Annotated in this window: 21 protein-coding genes; 18 read left to right on the top strand and 3 right to left on the bottom strand. The window is 61.8% G+C overall.

Features of this window, described 5'->3' with window-relative positions:
* The first annotated feature begins 78 nt into the window (after nt 1-78).
* From I5R65_RS17545 to coq7, 8 genes are all read left to right on the top strand, one after another.
* Nucleotides 79-1,086 (top strand): LysR family transcriptional regulator, encoded by a 1,008-nt coding sequence (locus I5R65_RS17545; protein ID WP_180666370.1) that lies wholly within the window; start codon nt 79-81, stop codon nt 1,084-1,086.
* A 326-nt stretch (nt 1,087-1,412) separates the two neighbouring features.
* Nucleotides 1,413-2,705 carry a Glu/Leu/Phe/Val dehydrogenase gene (locus tag I5R65_RS17550; RefSeq protein WP_006461959.1) on the top strand — a complete coding sequence of 431 codons (1,293 nt, stop codon included), beginning with the start codon at nt 1,413-1,415 and terminating at the stop codon, nt 2,703-2,705.
* 855 nt (nt 2,706-3,560) lie between these two features.
* Nucleotides 3,561-4,508, top strand: coding sequence for an amino acid ABC transporter substrate-binding protein (locus I5R65_RS17555; RefSeq protein ID WP_039874310.1), 948 nt, complete (start codon nt 3,561-3,563; stop codon nt 4,506-4,508).
* 205 nt (nt 4,509-4,713) lie between these two features.
* The gene (locus tag I5R65_RS17560; protein ID WP_180666372.1) at nt 4,714-5,463 is read left to right on the top strand and encodes an amino acid ABC transporter permease; all 750 of its coding nucleotides are present in this window, start codon (nt 4,714-4,716) and stop codon (nt 5,461-5,463) included.
* A gap of 3 nt (nt 5,464-5,466) precedes the next feature.
* Complete coding sequence (locus I5R65_RS17565; protein ID WP_180666374.1) at nt 5,467-6,162, top strand: amino acid ABC transporter permease; 696 nt, start codon at nt 5,467-5,469, stop codon at nt 6,160-6,162.
* Between the two features lie 66 nt (nt 6,163-6,228).
* Nucleotides 6,229-6,957 carry an amino acid ABC transporter ATP-binding protein gene (locus I5R65_RS17570; protein ID WP_006461963.1) on the top strand — a complete coding sequence of 243 codons (729 nt, stop codon included), beginning with the start codon at nt 6,229-6,231 and terminating at the stop codon, nt 6,955-6,957.
* Between the two features lie 213 nt (nt 6,958-7,170).
* A complete protein-coding gene (pyrC, locus tag I5R65_RS17575; RefSeq protein ID WP_180666376.1) occupies nt 7,171-8,205 on the top strand; it encodes a dihydroorotase in 1,035 nt (344 codons plus the stop codon).
* A 105-nt stretch (nt 8,206-8,310) separates the two neighbouring features.
* Nucleotides 8,311-8,937, top strand: coding sequence for a 2-polyprenyl-3-methyl-6-methoxy-1,4-benzoquinone monooxygenase (gene coq7, locus I5R65_RS17580; protein WP_180666378.1), 627 nt, complete (start codon nt 8,311-8,313; stop codon nt 8,935-8,937).
* Nucleotides 8,938-9,003: 66 nt separating this feature from the next.
* On the opposite strand, the gene I5R65_RS17585 is transcribed toward coq7, so the two are convergent.
* On the bottom strand, nt 9,004-9,462 hold the full coding sequence (locus I5R65_RS17585) for an OsmC family protein (RefSeq protein WP_180666380.1): 459 nt from the start codon (nt 9,460-9,462) through the stop codon (nt 9,004-9,006).
* Between the two features lie 629 nt (nt 9,463-10,091).
* On the opposite strand from I5R65_RS17585, the gene rplM reads away from it, so the two are divergent.
* The 6 genes from rplM to erpA all read left to right on the top strand — a co-directional run bounded on the left by rplM (nt 10,092) and on the right by erpA (nt 13,822).
* Nucleotides 10,092-10,520 carry a 50S ribosomal protein L13 gene (rplM, locus tag I5R65_RS17590; protein ID WP_006461967.1) on the top strand — a complete coding sequence of 143 codons (429 nt, stop codon included), beginning with the start codon at nt 10,092-10,094 and terminating at the stop codon, nt 10,518-10,520.
* A 9-nt stretch (nt 10,521-10,529) separates the two neighbouring features.
* Entirely contained in the window at nt 10,530-10,922 is a 393-nt protein-coding gene (rpsI, locus tag I5R65_RS17595) for a 30S ribosomal protein S9 (protein ID WP_180666382.1), read from the top strand.
* A gap of 290 nt (nt 10,923-11,212) precedes the next feature.
* Nucleotides 11,213-12,250, top strand: coding sequence for an N-acetyl-gamma-glutamyl-phosphate reductase (argC, locus tag I5R65_RS17600; protein WP_180666384.1), 1,038 nt, complete (start codon nt 11,213-11,215; stop codon nt 12,248-12,250).
* A 23-nt stretch (nt 12,251-12,273) separates the two neighbouring features.
* A complete protein-coding gene (locus tag I5R65_RS17605) occupies nt 12,274-12,978 on the top strand; it encodes a DUF6776 family protein (RefSeq protein WP_180666386.1) in 705 nt (234 codons plus the stop codon).
* Nucleotides 12,979-12,987: 9 nt separating this feature from the next.
* The gene (locus tag I5R65_RS17610) at nt 12,988-13,383 is read left to right on the top strand and encodes a polymer-forming cytoskeletal protein (protein ID WP_180666388.1); all 396 of its coding nucleotides are present in this window, start codon (nt 12,988-12,990) and stop codon (nt 13,381-13,383) included.
* 73 nt (nt 13,384-13,456) lie between these two features.
* On the top strand, nt 13,457-13,822 hold the full coding sequence (gene erpA / locus I5R65_RS17615) for an iron-sulfur cluster insertion protein ErpA (RefSeq protein ID WP_008331898.1): 366 nt from the start codon (nt 13,457-13,459) through the stop codon (nt 13,820-13,822).
* Nucleotides 13,823-13,945: 123 nt separating this feature from the next.
* Here erpA and hemL read toward each other — a convergent pair whose 3' ends face one another.
* Together hemL and I5R65_RS17625 are read right to left on the bottom strand one after the other, a co-directional pair.
* On the bottom strand, nt 13,946-15,229 hold the full coding sequence (gene hemL, locus I5R65_RS17620; protein ID WP_180666390.1) for a glutamate-1-semialdehyde 2,1-aminomutase: 1,284 nt from the start codon (nt 15,227-15,229) through the stop codon (nt 13,946-13,948).
* Between the two features lie 32 nt (nt 15,230-15,261).
* A complete protein-coding gene (locus I5R65_RS17625) occupies nt 15,262-16,101 on the bottom strand; it encodes a hydroxymethylpyrimidine/phosphomethylpyrimidine kinase (protein ID WP_180666392.1) in 840 nt (279 codons plus the stop codon).
* A gap of 98 nt (nt 16,102-16,199) precedes the next feature.
* Between I5R65_RS17625 and I5R65_RS17630 the strand changes: the two genes are divergently transcribed.
* The 4 genes from I5R65_RS17630 to I5R65_RS17645 all read left to right on the top strand — a co-directional run bounded on the left by I5R65_RS17630 (nt 16,200) and on the right by I5R65_RS17645 (nt 21,921).
* Entirely contained in the window at nt 16,200-16,352 is a 153-nt protein-coding gene (locus tag I5R65_RS17630; protein ID WP_006461975.1) for a rubredoxin, read from the top strand.
* A 429-nt stretch (nt 16,353-16,781) separates the two neighbouring features.
* A complete protein-coding gene (locus I5R65_RS17635) occupies nt 16,782-17,366 on the top strand; it encodes a chemotaxis protein CheW (RefSeq protein WP_180666394.1) in 585 nt (194 codons plus the stop codon).
* A 96-nt stretch (nt 17,367-17,462) separates the two neighbouring features.
* Nucleotides 17,463-19,673 carry a methyl-accepting chemotaxis protein gene (locus I5R65_RS17640; protein WP_180666396.1) on the top strand — a complete coding sequence of 737 codons (2,211 nt, stop codon included), beginning with the start codon at nt 17,463-17,465 and terminating at the stop codon, nt 19,671-19,673.
* A gap of 55 nt (nt 19,674-19,728) precedes the next feature.
* A complete protein-coding gene (locus tag I5R65_RS17645) occupies nt 19,729-21,921 on the top strand; it encodes a chemotaxis protein CheA (RefSeq protein WP_231395225.1) in 2,193 nt (730 codons plus the stop codon).
* Nucleotides 21,922-21,957: the final 36 nt, after the last annotated feature.

The following is a 21,957-nucleotide window of genomic DNA, read 5'->3' on the forward strand; positions in this document are numbered from 1 at the left end:
CGTAGCTCCGCCGCTTGCGCCGGCACCGGTGCAGCGGCACAATTCGCCATTCGACCTAGAACGGGAAGTGGGCGGGCAATGGAAAGCAAATGGCTTGAGGATTTCGTCTCCCTGGCGGAAACACGCAGTTTCAGTCGCTCGGCCGAGTTGCGGCATGTGACGCAACCGGCTTTTTCGCGACGCATCCAGTCGCTGGAGGCCTGGCTGGGTACCGACCTGATCGATCGTACCTCCTATCCCACCCGCCTCACGCCCGCCGGTGAAGTGTTCTACGAGCAGGCCGTGGCCATGCTGGGCCAGATCAACAATACCCGTGCGCTGCTGCGCGGCAAGCGCCCCACCGCCCAGACCACCATCGACTTCGCCGTTCCCCATACGCTCTCGCTGACCTACATGCCGAAGTGGCTCAGCTCGCTGGAGTCCGGCTTCGGCTCCATCAATACCCGCCTGATCGCCCTGAACGTGCACGATGCCGTGATGACCATCGTCGAAGGCGGCTGCGACCTGCTGCTCTGCTATCACCATCCGCGCCAGCCGGTGCAGCTCGATGCCAGCCGCTACGACATGCTGACCATGGGGACCGAGACGATGCGTCCCTACTCGCGTTGTGACCGGCAGGGCCGGCCCGACTACCTGTTTCCCGGCAGCGCCAAGGCGCCGCTGCCGTTTCTTTCCTACACCAGCAATGCCTATCTGGGGCGCATGGTGGAACTGATGATGGCCGACACCAAGCGGCCGCTCCACCTGGCCAAGCACTACGAGACGGATATGTCGGAAAGCCTGAAGATGATGGCGCTGGAGGGCCATGGGGTGGCCTTCCTGCCGGAGTCCTCGGTGGTCAGGGAAGTGCGCAATCGGCAATTGGCGCGCACCGACGGACCGACTGGCGAGTGGGAAGTGGAGATGGAAATCCGCCTCTATCGGGAGCGCCCCACGCCGCAGCGGACCGGCAAGGCGCTGGTGGCGCGCCTGTGGGAATACCTGGTTGACCTGGACGCGCAGCGGCAAGGAAAACTGGAGCGCGAAGAGCGCCAAAAGGCGGTTGCAGGAAAAACTGCCCGCGCGGCGGAAAAACGCGAATCCTGAGCTGAAACGGGATGCTGTGATCGCCGCAATCGCAATGCCGACAAGGGGTTTTAAAGGTTATGCATAGCTTGCATAATTGCATGCTCACAAAGCATTAGCCTAGTTTTGGCCGGCTGGCTACGATGGCGGCGCTGAATCGGACCGGCACGAATTTCCAGTAGACGCAGGAGGCGTCCTGCTGGCAGGACGTGCTCCGTCCCGGCCCATGCAGACGCCCGCGTCGTGGCTTGCAGGCTGGCGCCGACGGAGTAACATGCCCTGGCGAACTTCGGAATTCGGAAGCCTTTTGTCCTGAACAGCACAGAACCCAAAGGAGCGATTGCATCATGTCGAACGTACCTAATCACGAAGTGCCTTCCTACCTCGTCCCGCACGGCATCGGTCCGTGGGGCGTCTACCTCGAGCAGATTGATCGCGTCACGCCCTACCTGGGTTCGCTGGCACGCTGGGTAGAAACCCTGAAGCGCCCCAAGCGCATCCTGGTGGTGGACGTGCCCATCGAGCGTGACGACGGCACCATCGCCCACTTTGAAGGTTATCGCGTGCAGCACAACACCTCGCGCGGCCCCGGCAAGGGCGGCGTGCGTTTCCACCAGGACGTCACGCTCTCCGAAGTGATGGCGCTGTCGGCCTGGATGACGGTCAAGAACGCCGCCGTGAACGTGCCTTATGGCGGTGCCAAGGGTGGCATCCGCGTCGATCCCAAGACCCTCTCCCGTGGTGAACTGCAGCGCGTCACGCGTCGCTACACCAGCGAGATCGGCATCATCATCGGCCCCAACAAGGACATCCCGGCGCCCGACGTCAACACCGATTCGCAGATCATGGCCTGGATGATGGATACCTATTCCATGAACCAGGGCAGCACCTCCTCGGGTGTGGTCACCGGCAAGCCGATCTCGCTGGGCGGCAGCCTGGGTCGCCATGAAGCGACCGGTCGCGGTGTATTCGTGGTGGGTTGCGAAGCGGCTGCCAAGCGCGGCATGGACATCAAGGATGCCAAGGTCGCGGTGCAAGGTTTCGGCAACGTCGGCGGTATCGCTGCACGTCTGTTTGCCGAGGCCGGCTCCAAGGTCGTGGCGGTGCAGGATCACGTGACCACGGTGTTCAATGCCGGTGGACTGGATGTGCCGGCACTGCAGGCCTACGTCGCCAAGAACGGCAGCGTGAAGGGCTTCGAAGGTGCCGACGAGATTGCCGATCGCGCCCAATTCTGGTCGGTTGACTGCGACATTCTGGTGCCTGCTGCACTGGAACAGCAAATCACCGAAGCCAATGCCAATCACATCAAGGCCAAGATCATCCTGGAAGGCGCCAACGGCCCGACCACCCCGGCCGCCGATGACATCCTGCGCGACAAGGGCGTGCTGATCGTGCCGGACGTGATCGCCAACGCCGGTGGCGTGACGGTGAGTTACTTCGAGTGGGTGCAAGATTTCTCCAGCTTCTTCTGGACCGAAGACGAAATCAACCTGCGTCTGACCCGCATCATGCGCGAAGCCTTTGCCGCCGTCTGGCAACTGGCCGAAGAAAAGAATGTGTCGCTGCGTACCGCAGCCTTCATCGTGGCTTGTACTCGCGTTCTGCAGGCCCGTGAAATGCGCGGTCTGTACCCGTAATGCGATAAAAGAACGGTCCGGGCAACCGGACCTGGGCGGCCCAAGACGACTGCATGGAAGATCGTCGGCTGCATGAGCTCAGCTCTAGGAGGAGACATGGTGGCTGTGCGTACGCGCACCGCAGGCCAGCCAGCCTTGCGGTGCAGGATCATTCTTGACCAACCCGGCATTTGCATGCCGGGCGCTGCCGCATGTGCGCTCCAGGTTTGCGCTTGTGATGCCAACCCGGTTGCTGGCGGGTCGCATCGTTCGCATTGCCCTCCCACCGCTGCCTCCCTCCCGCTTCACCCACTTCTCCCCGAACTGCTTCATCGCGCCGCAAGACGCTCCCGCACTGGTATTGCGCCGGTCGCGGGGAAGCGGCGTACGCGTGCGTCAGACTATGGCGACGGCCTCCCGGCGCACCGTGCAGAGGCATTCACGGATCTTATTTCTGGCATGGATATTGCTGACAGGAACACCGTCGCTGCCGTGACTCGAAGCGTCCCATATCGCAGTTTCGGGGGCGCGCCAGACGGTTCCAACGCACCGCCTGGGCGCGGACCCCATCATCCGGGTTGTTGCGTATTGCCTGACCCGGTGGCATATGTCGTACAATGCGCCCGCCGCCTGTTGCGCACGGGTAATTTGTCTGCAGCAGATCCACCGTGGGGGTGGTCTTCGCAAGAAGGCGCCAGGTGTGGATCAAACAATGCTGGCAAAGATCCTTGTTAGCACACAGAATAGGCAGCACGGCAGAGAACAATAACAGGCTCGTCAATACGGCCGGCCAGCCCGGTTCCGGGCGCCGCGCAAGCGGTTTCGGAATGGGCCTTTTGATACACTACGTAAAAAATTTTTCCAGGAGGTCACACAATGAAGTTATTGAAGCTAGCAGGGGTTTTGGTTGGGGCAAGCGTTCTGATGAGCTCGGTCCACGCTGAAGAGTTCACTGGTCGTCTGAAGAAGATCAAGGACTCCGGTACGTTGACGCTGGGCGTGCGTGATTCGTCGATTCCTTTCTCGTATCTGGATGACAAGCAGTCTTATCAAGGCTACTCGATCGACCTGTGCCTGAAGGCCGCGACCGCGATCCAGAAGAAGCTGGGCCTGACCTCGCTGAACATCAAGATGGTTCCGGTGACCTCGGCCACCCGTATCCCCCTGATCGCCAACGGCACCACCGATATTTCCTGCGACTCCGCGACCAACAACCAGGAACGCTGGAACCAGGTGGCTTTCTCGATGACCGAATTCGTGACCGCCAACAAGTTCCTGTCCAAGAAGTCGGCCAACCTGAAGACGCTGGACGACCTGAAGGGCAAGACCGTGGTCTCGACCTCCGGTACTTCCAACCTGAAGCAGATCACCGCGCTGAACGCCGAACGCAACCTGGGCATGAACATCCTGGCTGCCAAGGACCACGCCGAAGCCTTCCTGATGGTGGAAACCGGCCGTGCCGCCGCTTTCGTGATGGACGACATCCTGCTGTCCTCGCTGGCTGCCAACTCCAAGGCGCCCGCCGACTACCAGGTTTCTTCGGAAGCCCTGTCGGTCGAGCCGTATGGCCTGATCCTGCCGAAGGGTGACAACGACTTCAAGAAGGTCGTCGACGACGCCCTGACCGTGGTCTACAAGGGTGACGACATCAAGAAGATCTACGCGAAGTGGTTCCAGTCGCCGATCCCGCCCAAGGGTGTCAACCTGAACGTGCCGATGAGCCCGCAACTGCAGGCCGTGATGGCCAAGCCGACCGACTCCTACGATCCGGCCGCCTACGCTGTCGTGCCGGAAGCGCAGAAGAACATGGGCAAGAAGAAGTAATCGGCTCATTTCCTGGTGCAATCTGACGAAACGGGGGCCTGTCCCCCGTTTTGTTTAGCCGGTGTCAAAGCGCTTGCCGCCGGGCAAGGGCTTTTTCCACGTCACCGGACCTGACCGTACAAGAAGCGGTGCGGCATTTGCCTGGTGACCGCGCCCGACAGATAAAACGACTCGACACAGACTCGAACCACAGACGAGGCCATTTATGCACTACAACTGGAACTGGGGAATCTTCTGGGAGATGTCTCCCGATGGCATCCCCTATATCGATACGCTGCTGGCGGGCCTGAAATGGACCCTGGCAACCGCCGCCTGCGCCTGGATCATGGCACTGATCCTGGGCACCATCTTCGGTACCTTGCGTACCACCACCAAACCATGGGTCGTGCGCATCGCCAACGGCTATGTGGAACTGTTCCGCAACATTCCGCTGCTGGTGCAGATGTTCCTGTGGTACTTCGTGATGCCGGAACTGCTGCCTGGCGCCCTCGGCGACTGGATCAAGAGCCTGCCGGATGCCTCCTTCGTGACTGCGACCCTGGCGCTGGGCTTCTTCACCTCTTCCCGCGTGGCGGTGCAGGTGACCACCGGTATCCAGGCATTGCCGCGCGGCCAGCGCATGGCAGGTGCCGCACTGGGCCTGACCCCGGTGCAGACCTACCGCTACGTGCTGTTGCCGATGGCCTTCCGCATCATCATCCCGGCGCTGACCAACGAGTTTGCCGCGATCATCAAGAACAGCTCGGTGGCGCTGACCATCGGCCTGGTCGAGCTGACTGCCGCGACCTACTCGATGCGTGAGTTCACCTTCCAGACCTTCGAGGCCCTGACCGGTGCCACCATCATCTACCTGATCATTTCCGTCATCGCGCTGTTCCTCGCGCGTCTGCTGGAGAAGGTCACCGCCGTCCCGGGCTACATCACCGGCGGCAGCACCAGCGCAGGAGGGCATTGATCCATGTTCAGCAATTTCGATTTCGACGTCATCCAGCGTTCCTGGGTCTACCTCTTTACGACCGGCCTGAAGTTCACCCTGATCCTGACCTTCTCGGCCATGCTGGGCGGCATCATCCTGGGTACGCTGCTGGCGATGATGCGTCTGTCGTCCAACAAGCCGCTGTCGTTCATCGCGACGACCTACGTCAACCTGATCCGCTCCATTCCACTGGTGCTGGTGATCTTCTGGTTCTACTTCCTGGTGCCCTTCATCGGCGCCTGGATGATTGGTGCCTCCGAGCCTATCCAGGTGGGCGCATTCCAGTCGGCCCTGATCACCTTCATCCTGTTCGAAGCCGCGTATTACTGCGAGATCATGCGTTCGGGTATCCAGTCCATTCCGCGTGGCCAGGTGTTCGCCGGGTATGCCATCGGCATGAACTACTGGCAGATGATGGGTAACGTGGTGCTGCCACAGGCCTTCCGCAACATGACGCCGATCCTGCTGACCCAGACCATCGTGCTGTTCCAGGACGTGTCGCTGGTCTACGTGCTGGGTTCGGTGCCGGACTTCGTCACCAGCGCTTCCAAGATCGCCCAGCGTGACGGTCGTCTGGTGGAAATGTACCTGTTCGTGGCCGTGGTCTACTTCGTGCTCAGCTTTGGCCTGTCGACCCTGGTCAAGCGCTACCAGAAGAAGATCGCCATCATCCGCTAAAGCCTATGACGGCCGCCGCCCAGGGAGGCTGGCGGCCCAGTGAATTCAGAAATCCAGGAGAATCAAATGATCGAACTCAACAATGTCAGCAAGTGGTACGGCAGCTTCCAGGTCCTGACCGACTGCTCGACCTCCGTCAAGAAGGGCGACGTGGTGGTGGTGTGCGGCCCGTCCGGTTCCGGCAAGTCCACGCTGATCAAGACCGTCAACGGCCTGGAGCCGTTCCAGAAAGGCACCATCACCGTCGATGGCGTCTCGGTGGGCGACCCCAAGACCAACCTGTCCAAGCTGCGCGCGCGCATCGGCATGGTGTTCCAGAACTTCGAACTGTTCCCGCATCTCTCGATCCGTGAGAACCTGACCATCGGCCAGATCAAGGTGCTGGGTCGTTCCAAGGAAGAGGCCACCGAGAAGGGCCTGAAGTACCTGGACCGCGTGGGCCTGCTGGCGCACAAGGACAAGTTCCCCGGCCAGCTCTCCGGCGGCCAGCAGCAGCGCGTGGCAATTGCCCGCGCCCTGTCGATGGACCCGATTGCCATGTTGTTCGACGAACCGACGTCGGCGCTGGACCCGGAAATGATCAATGAAGTGCTGGACGTCATGGTCGGCCTGGCCCAGGAAGGCATGACCATGATGGTCGTGACCCATGAAATGGGTTTCGCCCGCAAGGTCGCCAACCGCGTCGTCTTCATGGACAAGGGCCTGGTCGTGGAAGACTGCGCCAAGGACGAGTTTTTCGCGCAGCCGCGTTCGGAACGCGCGCGTGACTTCCTGGCCAAGATCATCACGCACTGATCGTCAGCCAGTGACTATCAGGTCAAGGGCCGCTCCGGTAACGGGGCGGCCCTTGTCGTTTGGGCTACATCAAAAGCGGGTGGCGGCAGGGCGCCCGGCGCGCTTGACGGCTACGGTAGAATGTTGCCCTTGAAGACATCGCGGCTGGCTCTCCACAGCCCGCATGGCCGGATGCCTCGCCCTACTCCCACTCCAGACCGAGAGATCATTGCAATGAGCAACGTACTGACCATCACCCGCCCGGACGATTGGCACCTGCACCTGCGCGACGGCGCCACCATGCGGGATGTGCTGCCGCACACCGCGCGCCAGTTCGCGCGCGCCATCGTCATGCCCAACCTGAAGCCGCCGGTAACCACCACCGCCCAGGCCGGTGCCTATCGTGACCGTATTCTGGCTGCGCTGCCGGAAGGCATGGCCTTCGAACCGCTGATGGTTCTGTACCTGACCGACAATACTCCGCCGGAAGAAATCCGCCGCGCCAAGGAAAGCGGCTTCGTCAAGGCCGTCAAGCTCTACCCGGCCGGTGCCACTACCAATTCGGATGCCGGCGTGACCGATCTTTCCAAGTGCTACAAGACCCTGGAAGTGCTGCAGGAAGTCGGCATGCCCTTCCTGGTCCACGGCGAGGTGACCAATCCCGAGATCGACCTGTTCGACCGCGAAGCGGTGTTCATCGACCGCATCATGAAGCCGCTGCGCCAGGCCATGCCGGAGCTGAAGGTGGTCTTCGAACACATCACCACCAAGGACGCGGCGGATTACGTGCTGGCCGGCGAAGGGCCGACCGCCGCCACCATCACCGCGCATCATCTGCTGTTCAACCGCAACGAGATGTTCAAGGGTGGCATTCGCCCGCATTACTACTGTCTGCCGGTGTTGAAGCGTGAGACCCATCGCCAGGCCCTGGTGGCCGCCGCCATCTCGGGCAACGACAAGTTCTTCCTCGGCACCGACTCGGCCCCGCATGCCAAGGGTGCCAAGGAACATGCCTGTGGCTGTGCCGGCTGCTATACCGCACTGCATGCGCTGGAACTGTATGCCCAAGCCTTCGACGCCGCCGGCGCGCTGGACAAGTTCGAGGCCTTCACCAGCTTCAACGGCCCCGACTTCTACAACCTGCCGCGCAACACCGGCACCGTCACGCTCAAGCGCGAAAGCTGGTCCATTCCGGCCGAGCTGCCGATGGGCGACGCCACGGTGGTGCCGCTGTCGGCCGGCGAACAGATTAATTGGAAGATGGTCTGACCCCCACAGGCAAACAGCCCAGCTCCTCCGTCCCCGGCCATCGGTCAGCCCGATCTTGGCAAGGATCGCCGGGATGTCCTCAACAACGAGAGAAAGGCAAGGTGTATGCAATTCGTCGATGAACTGATTACCGATTTCGACAAGGCGCTGCGCGTGATCAATGGCGTGGTGTTCGAGAGCCGTCCCAACCCGGGGCGCGGCCTGCCGGACGGGGTCATGAACGAGGCCGAGAAGCGCCACGCGGCCGGGCTGATGCGGGTCAACAACGTGGGCGAGGTGTGTGCCCAGGCGCTGTACGATGCCCAGGGCCGCTTTGCGCAGAAGGAAGATATCAAGAGCGCCTTTGCCCGCGCAGGCATCGAGGAAGAAGACCACCTGGCCTGGACCGCCGAGCGCCTGCGCGAGCTGGGTTCGCACACCAGCCTGCTCAATCCGCTGTGGTATGGCGGCGCCTACGTGCTGGGCAGTATCGCCGCCCGGCTCGGGGATGCCCGCAACCTGGGCTTTGTTTCCGAGACCGAGCGCCAGGTCGAGCACCACCTGATGGGCCACCTGGAAAAACTGCCGGCGCAGGACAATCGCTCTCGCGCCATCGTCGACCAGATGCGCATCGACGAAATCGAGCATGGCCAGGCGGCGCGTGACCTTGGGGCGGCCGAGATGCCGGCGCCGGTCAAGGGGCTGATGAAGGCCATGGCCAAGGTGATGACGACCGTGGCCTACCGGATCTGATCGATGCGGAAAGTGCAGGAATGAAAAAAGCGGCCGCGGCCGCTTTTTTCATGGCGCTCGTCCGACTTACTGCTGCTGGACGGCTGCCGAGGAGGTATCGGTCAGGTCGTCGATGATCTCGAAGGAATGGGTCATCTCGGCGGTCTTTTCCAGCATGATCGAGGCCGAGCAATATTTGTCGTGCGATAGCTTGATGGCGCGTTCGACAACATTTGCCTTCAGATTGCGGCCACGTACAGTGAAGTGGAAATGGATCTTGGTGAAGACCTTGGGGTCGCTGTCGGCGCGTTCGGATTTGAGGGTCACATCGCAGCCGCGCACGTCCTGGCCGCTCTTGCGCAGGATCACCACTACGTCGTAGGCAGTGCAGCCACCGGTGCCGGCCAGCACCACTTCCATCGGACGCGGCGCCAGGTTGCGGCCACCGCCATCGGGTGCACCATCCATCGTCAACAGGTGGCCCGAGCCGGTTTCAGCCGTAAAGGTCATGCCGGACAAGCCGGTCCAGCGCACTGTGCATTCCATCTGTATCGTCCAAATCGGTTGTGTGAGGCTGGCTATTGTAGCTTTTGATGGCTCCGGCCGCAGCGATGGCACGCCAGGAAGAGGGTGAGGTGAAGATTGGTGATTATTGCGTCGCAGAAAATTGTTGAAATATTATTCATTTTCGTACTTTCCTTTAGCGTCCAAATTCCACATTGGGCCCTCTGTGACGCTACTTTCAGACGGTTACAAATAATCTGCAGATCCTTATTGCAATGCACAAACCGCTTTGCTATATTGAATTCAACGGAAGTTTTTGCAGCACGTAACGATGTCTCCTCCACTCTCCTCATTGGTGTGGATTAAACCCGGAACCACAGTGTCCGGGTTTTTTTTGTCCTTTTTCCTGCGGTGCCGGGCGGAAGTTGTGCCACAGGCAACGAATCTTCCGCCAGCTCGCTCCCCGTCCGACTTTCCCGCCACAAAACCCCGAAACCTTTTGACGCTAAGTCCTTGAAAAGGCTATACTTGCGGGCTTTCCCATGCGCTCGGGAAGATAAAAGGATGAGTCCGCGAAGCGAAACACCCAGGCCGGCCCCGGCATCACAGGCTGGCCCGCATGACCGGAACCGCCACTTTGAGCGTTTATACATTGATAGAGAAAGTCAAACATGAAGACCTTTTCCGCTAAAGCCCATGAGGTGCAGCGCGAGTGGTTCGTGATTGACGCGACGGACTTGGTCCTCGGACGTGTTGCCAGCGAAGTGGCACTCCGACTGCGCGGCAAGCACAAACCCGAATTCACTCCGCACGTCGATACCGGTGACTTCATCGTCGTCGTCAACGCAGGCAAGCTGCGCGTGACCGGCACCAAGGCCACTGAAAAGACCTATTTCCGCCACAGCGGTTATCCGGGCGGCATCTACGAAACCAACTTCCTGAAGATGCAACAGCGTTTCCCCGGCCGTGCGCTGGAGAAGGCCGTCAAGGGCATGCTGCCCAAGGGTCCGCTGGGCTACGCCATGATCAAGAAGCTGAAGGTGTATGCAGATGGCAACCATCCGCACTCCGCGCAGCAACCGAAACCCCTCGCCCTCTAAGGAACAGACATGATCGGTAACTACAATTACGGAACCGGCCGTCGCAAGAGTGCAGTGGCGCGCGTTTTCATCAAGGCAGGTTCGGGCAATATCGTCGTCAACGGCAAGCCCGCCGCCGAGTACTTCTCCCGTGAAACCGGCCTGATGGTGATCCGTCAGCCGCTGGAACTGACCGGCAACGTCGAACGTTTCGACATCAAGGTGAACGTCCACGGTGGCGGCGAATCCGGCCAGGCCGGCGCTGTGCGTCACGGCATCACCCGCGCCCTGATCGACTACGACGCCGGCCTGAAGTCGGCTCTGTCGAACGCAGGCTTCGTCACTCGTGACGCGCGTGAAGTCGAACGTAAGAAGGTTGGTCTGCGCAAGGCACGTCGCGCAAAGCAATTCTCGAAGCGTTAATCGTTTCTTGCATTACAGAAAGCCGTCGGCATGCGTGCCGGCGGCTTTTTGCTTTTTGCTCGTTGGCCATTGCAGAGCTATGGAGTGGTCGATGGGTGGCCCATGGTTGGCGATTCGATGAGCCTGGCCGGCAAGAAAATGCGGTCGTTTCACGAAATAACTTCCTGACGGGAAATCAGCGGGAAATATTCTCCTGATAAAATGGAAAGCTTTCCAGTGCGTGTTGCACGCGCGTCCGGCGCTCGCTCGCCATGGCGGTGTTTCTTCGCCTTTTTTCGCAAGGACCAGACATGATCAAGGTAGGTATCGTTGGCGGAACCGGTTACACCGGCGTCGAATTGCTGCGTATTTTCGCCACCCACCCGCAGGCAAAGGTGCAGGCTGTGACGTCGCGCAAGGAAGACGGCATGCCCGTGGCCGAGATGTATCCGTCCCTGCGTGGCCGCGTTGACGTGGCATTTTCTTCGCCGGATAAAGCCAGGCTGACCGACTGCGACGTCGTCTTCTTCGCCACCCCGCACGGCGTGGCCATGGCCCAGGCGCCTGAACTGGTGGCTGCCGGCGTGAAGGTGATCGACCTGGCCGCCGACTTCCGCATGCAGGACGTGGCTGCTTTCGAAAAATGGTACAAGCTGCCGCACAGCTGCACCGACCTGCTGAGGGAAGCCGCCTACGGCCTGCCCGAACTGAATCGCGAAGCCATCCGCAAGGCCCGCGTGGTGGGCAATCCGGGCTGCTATCCGACCACCATGCAACTGGGCTTCGCACCGTTGTTGAAGGCCGGTGTGATCGATGCGTCGCACCTGATCGCCGACTGCAAGTCGGGCGTCTCCGGCGCCGGTCGCAAGGCCGAGCTGAGCCTGCTGTTCTCGGAAGCCTCGGACAATTTCAAGGCCTATGGCGTATCCGGCCATCGTCACTCCCCGGAAACCATCGAACGCCTGTCGCACCTGACCAGCGACAAGGTCGGCCTGCTGTTCACGCCGCATCTGGTGCCGATGATCCGCGGCATGCATTCCACGCTATATGCGCGCCTGACCAAGGAGATCGACAACGCCGCCCTGCAGGCCCTGTTCGAGGCCGCCTACAAGGATGAACCCTTCGTCGACGTGCTGCCCTTTGGTTCGCATCCTGAAACCCGCACCACGCGTGCTTCCAACATGCTGCGCCTGGCCGTGCATCGTCCGGACGGTGGCGACACCGTGGTGGTGCTGGTAGTCCAGGACAACCTCGTCAAGGGGGCCTCGGGTCAGGCGGTCCAGTGCATGAACCTGATGTTCGGTCTGGATGAGGCCACTGGCCTGCAGCAGGTCCCGGTCCTGCCGTGAAGTACCGCCTATGGCGTCAGCGCATGACGATTTCTGCGCCGAAGATGACCATCAAGCGGCACCTGCCATGGCCACTGATGGTCTTGCTGTGGGCGGCGGTGCTGGCGGTGGGTTCGTTGGCGGCGGTCTGGACCTACCAGCTCGGTCGCAACAACCTGCCGGGCCTGCACGGGGATGCCGGTGAGCAGATCGAGCAACTGAGTGAACAGGTCAGGAAGCTCACTGCCGAGAACGAGCGCTTGCAATCTGCTTCCAATGCGTCGCAGAATGAAGTGAAGATTGCGCAGACCACGCAGGCCACGCTGGCGACTCAGGTGAAGAACTTGGAAGCGGAAAACAACCGCCAGAAGGAGGACCTGGCCTTCTTCGATAGCCTGCTGCCGACCAATCTCGGCGCACCTGGCATCACGATCCAGCGCTTCAAGGCCGAGCAGGCAGCGCCGACCCAGCTGCGCTATCGCGTGCTGGTGATGCAAGGTGGTGGGGGAACGCAACAGTTTGCAGGAAACCTACAGCTAAGTATCAATATTGTGCAGGGCGGCAAAAGTGCTACACTCAATTTTCCTGAAGGCAATGCCGCCGACCAGGCGCGCTACCGACTCGCATTCAAGTACTACCAGCGGGTCGAAGGCTTGCTGAATATCCCCGAGGGGGCCACCGTCAAATCGGTTGCCGTTCGTGTTCTCGACCGCGGCCAGGTTCGTGCCCAGCAGTCGGTAGATCTGTGAGGTGATTCCATGTTTACACGCAAGACCAAAAGCACGATCGACAGCCTGATTGGCATGTCCACCACCATCAAGGGCGATGTGGGCTTCAGGGGCGGCCTGCGCATCGACGGCAATATCAATGGCAACATCAATGCCGAAAGCGGCGAGGCCAGTGTGCTGGTGATCTCCGAGCACGCCAAGGTGGTCGGCGAGGTACGTGCGGCGCATCTGATCGTCAATGGCGAGATCGTCGGCGACGTTCATTCCTCCGAATTGCTGGAACTGCAACCCAAGGCTCGCATCACGGGCAACGTCTTCTACAAGGCGTTGGAGATGCACGGTGGTGCCCTGGTGTCGGGCAAGCTCAGCCATGATCAGGCCCTGGAGACCCCGGTGCTGAAGCTGGCTGCATCGTCGGAAGCATGAAAATCCGCAAGCGCTTATAATGGCTTTATCGATCTAGTGTATTGATCCGCCTCAAGCCCAGCAGGAGCCCGAAATGAATGCCGTAGCCGAACTGCAACAAACCGACATGCCCGCCCCGATCAACTTCAGCGACAGCGCCGCCGCCAAGGTGGCCCAACTGATTGAAGAAGAAGGCAACCCCGACCTGAAGCTGCGCGTTTTCGTGCAGGGTGGCGGTTGCTCGGGTTTCCAGTACGGTTTCACCTTTGATGAAATCGTCAACGAAGACGACACCACGATGAGCAAGAACGGCGTCCAGCTGTTGATCGATTCGATGAGCTACCAGTATCTGGTGGGCGCTGAGATCGACTACAAGGACGACCTGGAAGGCGCTCAATTCGTCATCAAGAACCCGAATGCCACGACCACTTGCGGTTGCGGTTCGTCATTCTCGGTGTAAGCCCAGCTAGTTGCTTCGGACCTCAGGTCGAGAAGCTAAGAAAAAGGACGCCGCGGCGTCCTTTTTTCATTTCATTTCTTGCAGATCGCGCGGCTGGCGATCTGCCCATCCTTGGCTCCAGCCTCAGCCCAGCTCTGCAAATGCCTTCGCTGCCGCGGCGATGGTTTCCTCGATGATGGCATCGCTGTGCTGCGCCGAGACGAAGCCGGCTTCGAATGCCGAGGGTGCGAAGTAGATGCCGGCGTCCAGCATCTTGTGGAAGAAGCGGTTGAAGCGCTCCTTGTCGCCCTGCATTACCTCGGCATAGCTGGCCGGCACCTTTGCATCGAAGTACAGGCCGAACATGCCGCCCACCGCATCCGCCGAGAACGTCACCCCGGCCGCGCCGGCTGCTGCCGCCAGGCCGTCAGCGAGCTTGCGGGTCTGGGTGGCCAGATGCTTGTAGAAGTCCGGTTGCTGGATGATCTTCAGCGTCGCCATCCCCGCCGCCACCGTTACCGGATTGCCTGACAGGGTGCCGGCCTGGTAGACGCCGCCTAGCGGCGCCAGGTGTTTCATGACCTCAGCCCGGCCCCCGAAGGCTGCGACTGGCAGTCCACCGCCAATGACCTTGCCCAGCGCCGTCAGGTCGGGAACGATGCCATTCAACTCCTGGGCCCCACCACGTGCCACGCGGAAGCCGGACATCACCTCATCGAAGATCAGGATGGCACCGTACTCCGTGCACAGGCGGCGCATGGTTTGCAGGAATTCATCGCTGGCGCGCACCAGGTTCATGTTGCCGGCCACCGGCTCCACGATCACGCAGGCGATCTCGTTGCCGGATGCCTTGAAGGCGTCTTCCAGCTGCGCCGCGTTGTTGTAGTCCAGCACCAGTGTGTGCTTGGCGAAATCTTCCGGTACCCCTGCCGAAGTCGGATTGCCGAAGGTCAGCAGACCGCTACCGGCCTTCACCAGCAACGAATCGGCGTGCCCGTGGTAGCAGCCCTCGAACTTGATGATCTTGTCGCGACCAGTAGCGCCGCGGGCCAGGCGCAGGGCGCTCATGGTCGCCTCGGTGCCGGAGGAGACCAGGCGGATCTGTTCGATGGACGGCACCAGCTTGATGATTTCTTCGGCCATCTCGATTTCGGCCTCGGTGGGGGCACCGAAGGACAGTCCGCGTGCGGCCGCCTGCTGTACCGCTTTGACCACTTCCGGATGGGCGTGGCCGACGATGGCCGGACCCCAGGAGCCGATGTAGTCGATGTAGCGCTTGCCTTCGGCATCCCAGAACCAGGGCCCTTCGGCCCGTTCGATGAAGCGCGGGGTGCCGCCTACCGAGCGGAAGGCGCGTACAGGGGAATTGACGCCGCCCGGCGTGCTTTGTTGGGCGCGGGCGAAGAGCGAGGCATTGGTCTTGGTCATGAGCGTGCGAAGGATGAAATCCAGGGATCAGTTCAGTTGATGGAGGGAGGCGCGTCCGGATCTTCAGATTCGCGCGCCCAGAAATAACGGTCCGGCATCAGTTTGCCCATGCCGATGCGCTGGGCATTGGCCAGAGCGGCCAGAGTGAATTCCTGCGCCTCGGAGGCCGCCAGTGGCACCTCCAGGCCATTGGCCAGCATCGCCGTCAGTGCTGCCGACAGGGTTGTGCCGGCGCCGACGAACGAGCCGGGCAGGCGCGGCCAGGCGTCCTGGCGCACCAGACCGGACTCATCGAAGAGGGAATTGGCAACTTCCTGTAGATCGGTCTGGGTATTGGTCACCAGCAAGTATTCGCAGCCCATCTCGATGATGCGCATGGCGTCCAGCATCAGCGCATCGCCAGTCACCGGTTCGCGCCAGGTCTCGGCCAGGCGGGTCAGTTCGCCGGCCGAGGCCACCATCACGGTGGCCTGCGGGATGAGCAGTTCGCGGATGGCGATGAGGCGGTCATCTTCGTCTTCCTGATTGGCCAGGGCGCTGATGAAGGGATCCAGGATCAGGGGGACGTCGGGATAGTCGGAGACGATTTCGGCGATCACCGAGATATTCTCGATACTGCCCAGCGCGCCGACCTTGAAGGCCGCCACGGCCATGTCTTCCAGGACTACGCGGGCCTGGTCGGCGACCCAGTCGACATCGACCACCTGCACGTCTTCGACGCGGGCGGTGTCGCCGATCAACAGGGCCGTCACAACGGACAAACCGTGGCAACCCATGGCGGCGTACGTGGCGAGATCCGCCTGGACGCCGGTGGCGCCTACCGGATCAGCGGCGCCGAAGCTCAGGATGAGAGGGGGAGTTTGGTTTTGCACGTCGAGTAGATTAAGATAGCTGACTTAGCATTTTACTTGATTGATTTTAGGGATAGTCAGCCGTGACGAATAGCAGCCAAACCGAATTCAAAACCTGGATGTGCCTGATCTGTGGTTGGATCTACGACGAAGAGGCAGGCCTGCCGGAAGAAGGCATCGCCCCCGGCACCCGCTGGGACGATGTGCCCATCAACTGGACCTGCCCGGAATGCGGCGCCCGCAAGGAAGATTTCGAGATGGTCGCGATCTGACCGAAGTGCCAAGCGCAGTAATGCCGCAGTAATGCCGCAGTAACGCTGGATAGCAAGTCCTTTAGCGGAGTCTCCATCCAGGATGGGGACGCCGTCTTCCTCTGCTTTTTCTCGCCATATGGGATTTGATGTGGATCAAATTCTTCTAACGTGGCATTTTCCCGTCAGATTATTGTGATGCATGGCTGAATAAATTTGCCGCTTGGAAATTCTTCGGGATTTTCTGGGTAAAATCGAGCCTTGTACCAGCACTGCCCGGCTCACCGGATGATGGGCGCCCAGACGCCCACCCGTTGGTTTCGGACAATTCCCCAGACAGGTCTGCACCCTGAGCCACGCCAGGCAACTGGCTGGGCGCTCAGTTTATCGGTGGTATCGGCGCGAGCCCGATCCATAGTGCATTTCTCTTATCGTTTCACGAGGGCTGGTATGCCACATACGAAGGATTTCGTCATCGACGCACAACACGTCTGTCCGTCGCAGGATCGGCAGGCTCGCGAGGGACTGGAGCAGTTCCAGGCCTCATTGCTGGCGCGCATGGCTGCATCCAACCATGAAAGCCTGAATACGCGGCGCCTGGCGGTCGCCATGGCGGGGCAACGTTGCCTGGTGCGGCTGGCACAGGCCGGCGAAATCGTTCCCCTGACCGGGCATGCCATCACCCCGGTGCCGGCGACGCGACCCTGGTTTCGCGGCCTGCTCAACATTCGCGGCAACCTGATCGGACTGGCCGATCTGATGGGGTTGGCAGGGGCGCCCTTGCAACGGGTCGGCAGGGCCAGTCATGCGTTATTGCTGGCGCCGGGGATGGCACCACAGTGTGGTTTGCTGGTGTCGGCTGTCCTGGGACTGCGTGACATCACAGAAATGGCAAGAATCTCGAAAAATGTCGATGAAGGAATTCGTATTCTCGGTGCCAACCGACGTTATAAAGACAGCAGCGGTCAACAATGGGATGAGTTGGACCTGGCGCAACTGAGTCAGGACAGCAGTTTCCTGGAGGTAGGACGTTAAATCATCCTTCTGACAAGACCGTGGCGCGGCCACGCCGGCCTTCAATCACCACTGCACCATCACAAGACCCACACAATAGGGGTAGGAACACCGGTCATGGAACCGACCTTGCCGTATCTGTCGAAAAAAACCGCGCCGGTTGCGACAGCGATCCAGACCGAGACCGCAACGCGGTCCGGTCCGGGCGCCTCCATCATCGCGCCAGCCGCCAGCCTTCGCCTGCCGTATCTGCACCGCTACACGCTGCGCACACAGACGCGCATGTTGCTGGGGGTGCTGGCCCTGTCGCTGACGGCGTTGTTTCTGTTCATGTGGCTGGGCGCGCGACTGTATGTGCTGGCCACGTTGCAGACCAACCTCGCCTCCGATCTGGTGATGCATTCACAGCGCATCGGCAAGGCCGTGCCCAACGCCATCCAGGGCAATCCGCAGGCTTTCATCCAGTTGGCCCAGAGTCGCACCGAATTCAATCGCGACCTTCTGCTGCTGAGCAGCGGCGGCAGCTTCCAGGGGCAGACCATCGGCCTCCCCGATGCCCGCATGAAGCCCGCGCTGGAGAACGTGGCGCGCATGTGGCGGCGTACCGATCAGGCTGCCGATACCATCCTGGGCATGAAAAAGGAGCTCACCGGATTCGGTACCACCCTCAAGCACCTCAACCAGTTGCTTCCGGTGATGCTGGACCTGAGCGAGCAGATCGCCATGCTGCAATCGGAAGGGCGACCCACCACCCGCGAGATGAACGCAGCCAGCCAACTGGTCATGCTGACCTTGCGTCTGGGGCGCAGCTCCAACGAATTCCTCACTTCCGACGGCGTCAATCCTGAAACTGCCTTCATGCTGGGCAAGGACATCACTGCCTTCGGCGATCTCCTGAAGAGCCTGCTGGAGGGCAGCCAGATGCTGCGCCTGCGGCCGGCCGCGGACCCCGACCTGCGCGAGAAGCTGCAGGAGCTTGCCGGGGTATTTGCCGATTACCAGCCAGAGATCGCCGGCATTCTCGGCAACCTGCAGAATTTCATCGCTGCCAAGCGCTCCGAGCAACTGGTATTCGTCGAGAATGAGACCCTGAAGCGCCACCTCACCGAATTGCAGGATGCCTATCGCAACGCCTTGAAGGCAAGGTCCTGGACCTTCTGGGCAATCCTGGCGGCGATGATCGCAGCCTTGCTCAGTGCTGTGGGCATTGCCCTGGTACAGCTGCAGAGCAGCCGTAACAATGCCGCCGCCGCTGAGGCCCGACGCCAGGAGGCGGAGTCGCAGCGCCAACTGGCGCAACGGGAGGAAGAAAAGGCCATGCGCGCCAACCACCTGACCCAGGCCGCTATCCTGCGACTGATGACCGAATTGCAAAAGGTCGCCGACGGCGATCTGACGGTGCATACCACGGTCTCCGACGACGTCACCGGGGCCATTGCCGACTCCGTCAACTACACGGTAGAGGCCCTGCGTGGCCTGGTCGAACAGGTCACCCAGATGGCCTCCAAGGTGGCGCTCAGTTCCGAGCAGGTCCGCGGCACCACCACCGAGCTGGGTGAGGCTGCCCGCGCCCAGGCGCGCCGCATCCAGCGCATCGCCCAGGCCATGCTGGAGATGTCCAGGCAGATCACCGGCATTTCGCTGTCGGCCGACGAATCGGCCGATGTGGCACGCCATGCGGTGGTGGTCGCCGAGCGCGGTGCGCGTGCGGTGGAAGACGCCGTCAAGGCCATGGATGGCATCCGCGAACAGATCAGCGAGACGTCGGACCGCATCACCCGCCTGGGTGCGTCTTCGCAGATGATCGGCGAAATCACCGAACTGATTTCCGACATTACCGAACGCACCAACGTGCTGGCCTTGAATGCCGCCATCCAGGCGGCCTCGGCCGGCGAGGCCGGGCGCGGTTTCTCGGTGGTGGCCGAAGAGGTGCAGCACCTGGCCGAACGCTCCAGCGCTGCTACCCGCGAGATTGGCTCCCTGGTGCGCATGATCCAGGCCGATACCCGTGACGTGGTAGTGGCCATGGAAAAGTCCACCACCGGCGTCACCGAAGGCGCCGTCCTGTCGGACGCCGCCGGCAGTGCCCTGGCCGATATCCGCAGCGTCTCCAAGAAGCTGGCCGAACTGATCCAGGGCATGGCGGCCGCCACCCGGGAGCAGGCAGTCTCGGCCAATGGCGTGGCCCAGCAGATCCAGGGCATCCTGACCGAGAACGACTTCATCGAACAGAGTCGTGAACAGGTTTCCACCTTGTACGAAGAGTTATGGGATGCCGCCCGCAAGCTGGAAAACTCGGTCTCGCGCTTTCGCGTGACGGTCTCCTGAGCGGGCGCGGCCAGTCATGCAGCTCGATTCCGCCTCCGTGGATTCCGCTTCAGCCATGTCCATCCCCATCAGGCAAGATCCGCAAGGCTGCGCTACCGCCAGCATCGACACTGCACTGCGCCAGACCCTCCTGCCGTTGCTGGCCATCGTACGCCAGCAGGACAGCGCCTGGCGCACCTGTCTTGACCAAGGGCAGCCCGGCGTTGTGCCGGCTTTGTATAGGCGATCACTGCTGGCCTTGCGCGACTGTGCACGCAGTCGCAGCGTAGTGCAGCTGGCCGATATCGCCTCCCGCCTCATTACGCTGCTGGAGCAGCACGCACCCGATCGTCCCCTGGCGCCGCCCACGTTGCTCCTGATCGCACATGGCCTGGACGAGCTGGCGCGCCTGCTGGCAGAACCTTCCTCTCCGGTTGCTGTAGCCCTCTCCAACAGTGAGGTTCCCACGCCGAGCGCCGCCGATGCTCTCGCGCCGCACGACGTGATCGATCCCGGCTTGCTACCGGTCTTTCTGGAGGAAGCGCAGGAACTCATGGCCAGCATCGGCGAGACTTTGCTGGCACTCCCCACGGGCCATCGCCATGTCACTGCCGATACGGACCTGTTGGCCGAACTGGCACGTCCACTGCATACCCTCAAGGGCAGCGCCCGCATGGTCGGCGCGATGCGTCTGAGCCAGTGCGTGCACGAGATGGAGAGCGTGCTGCAGCGCTTGCCTGCGAACGACACGGCTCAGGCGACCGAGGTGTTGACCACGCTGCTGGGGCTGTACGACCAGACAATGGAGCATTTCAGTACCCTGGAGCAGGCAGCCGCGTCGGTCCCTGCAACATGCCGGTCGGGTGGCCCGCAGTCGTATTCCCGGGTGGCGCATGTATTGCGCATCCGTACTGCCGTGCTGGACCGGGTGCTCAATCAGGTCGGCGAAGTTTCGATCATGCGCGCCCGGCTGGACAACGAATTGGCGGCCCTGCAAGGTGATGTGCGTGTACTCGGTGATCAATTGCGTACCCTGGCCGAACAGGTCAGGCAATTGCAGCGCCATGCTGCCGGGGGCGAGGTCATTCCGCATGAGCTGCAGGCCACTACGAGCGACATGGAGGCGGTGCTGGGGCAGGCCTGGCGGCAGCAGAAGCGCCTCCACGATGGTGTCGGCCGGACCTGCGAAGGACTACGCCAGCAGGGACGCTATGCCCGCGAGTTGCAGCAGGACCTGATGCACGCGCGCATGATCAATTTCAACAGCATGGAGTCACGCCTGCAGCATCTGGCGCGCCAGCTGGCCGCCGAGACCGGCAAGCCACTGGCGCTGGACCTGTCTGAGTGTCGCCTGCAGATCGACCGCGCCATTCTGGAGCGCCTCATGGGGCCGCTGGAGCACTTGTTGCGCAACTGCGCGGTCCATGGTGTCGAGGATACGGCCACACGCCACGGGGCCGGTAAGCCACCGGCCGGGCAACTGCGCGTGCAGGCTGGTCACGAGGGCAACGAGGCCGTGATCCGCGTCGGTGACGATGGTCGCGGCCTGGACCTGGTTGCCATTCGCCGCAAGGCCCGCCAACGCGGCCTGCCTGCCGCCCTGGTCGCCAGCGAGGCCGGGCTGACTGAACTGATCTTCGAGCCAGGCTTCAGTACCTCGGCGCAGGTCTCGGCCCTGGCCGGTCGCGGTATCGGCATGGACGTGGTACGGGCGGAGGTGGCGGCCCTCGGCGGACGTATGACGGTACATTCGCGGGCCGGGCAGGGTGTGCTGTTCACGCTCTATCTGCCGCTGTCACTGGCGGTGCAGCAGGTCTGCCTGCTGCAGCATGGCCGGCAGCAGTACGCCATCCCTTCCACCCTGATCGACAGTGTGCTGCAACTGCGCAGCGAGCAGGCGCGCCAGGCCCTGGCGCAGCGGGCGCTGGAGGTCAATGGCCGGCGGCTGGTCTTGTATCCCCTGCATGACCTGCTGGGTGAACAGCAGGAACCGGGCGGCCGTGACCCGGCCGCCGCCGAATCCGCCTTCGCCCTGCTGATCAAGAGCGGCGATGAACTGATGGTGATCATGGCCGATCACGTCAACGGCAATCGTGAGGTGGTCGTCAAACCGGTCGGCCCGCAGCTGGCGACACTGGCCGGCCTGGTCGGCGCCACCGTGCTGGGGGATGGGCAGATCGTCCTGATCCTCAACCCGCTGCTGCTGGCCGGCTCGCGTCGCGTCGATGGCAGCATCGATGGCAGCGTCATCACGCCGGGCGTACAATAACGGGCTTTGGGCCGCCTGCCGGCGCGCCCTTGCACT

It is taken from the genome of Herbaspirillum sp. AP02, from assembly GCF_015767275.1.
Classification (GTDB): domain Bacteria; phylum Pseudomonadota; class Gammaproteobacteria; order Burkholderiales; family Burkholderiaceae_D; genus Herbaspirillum.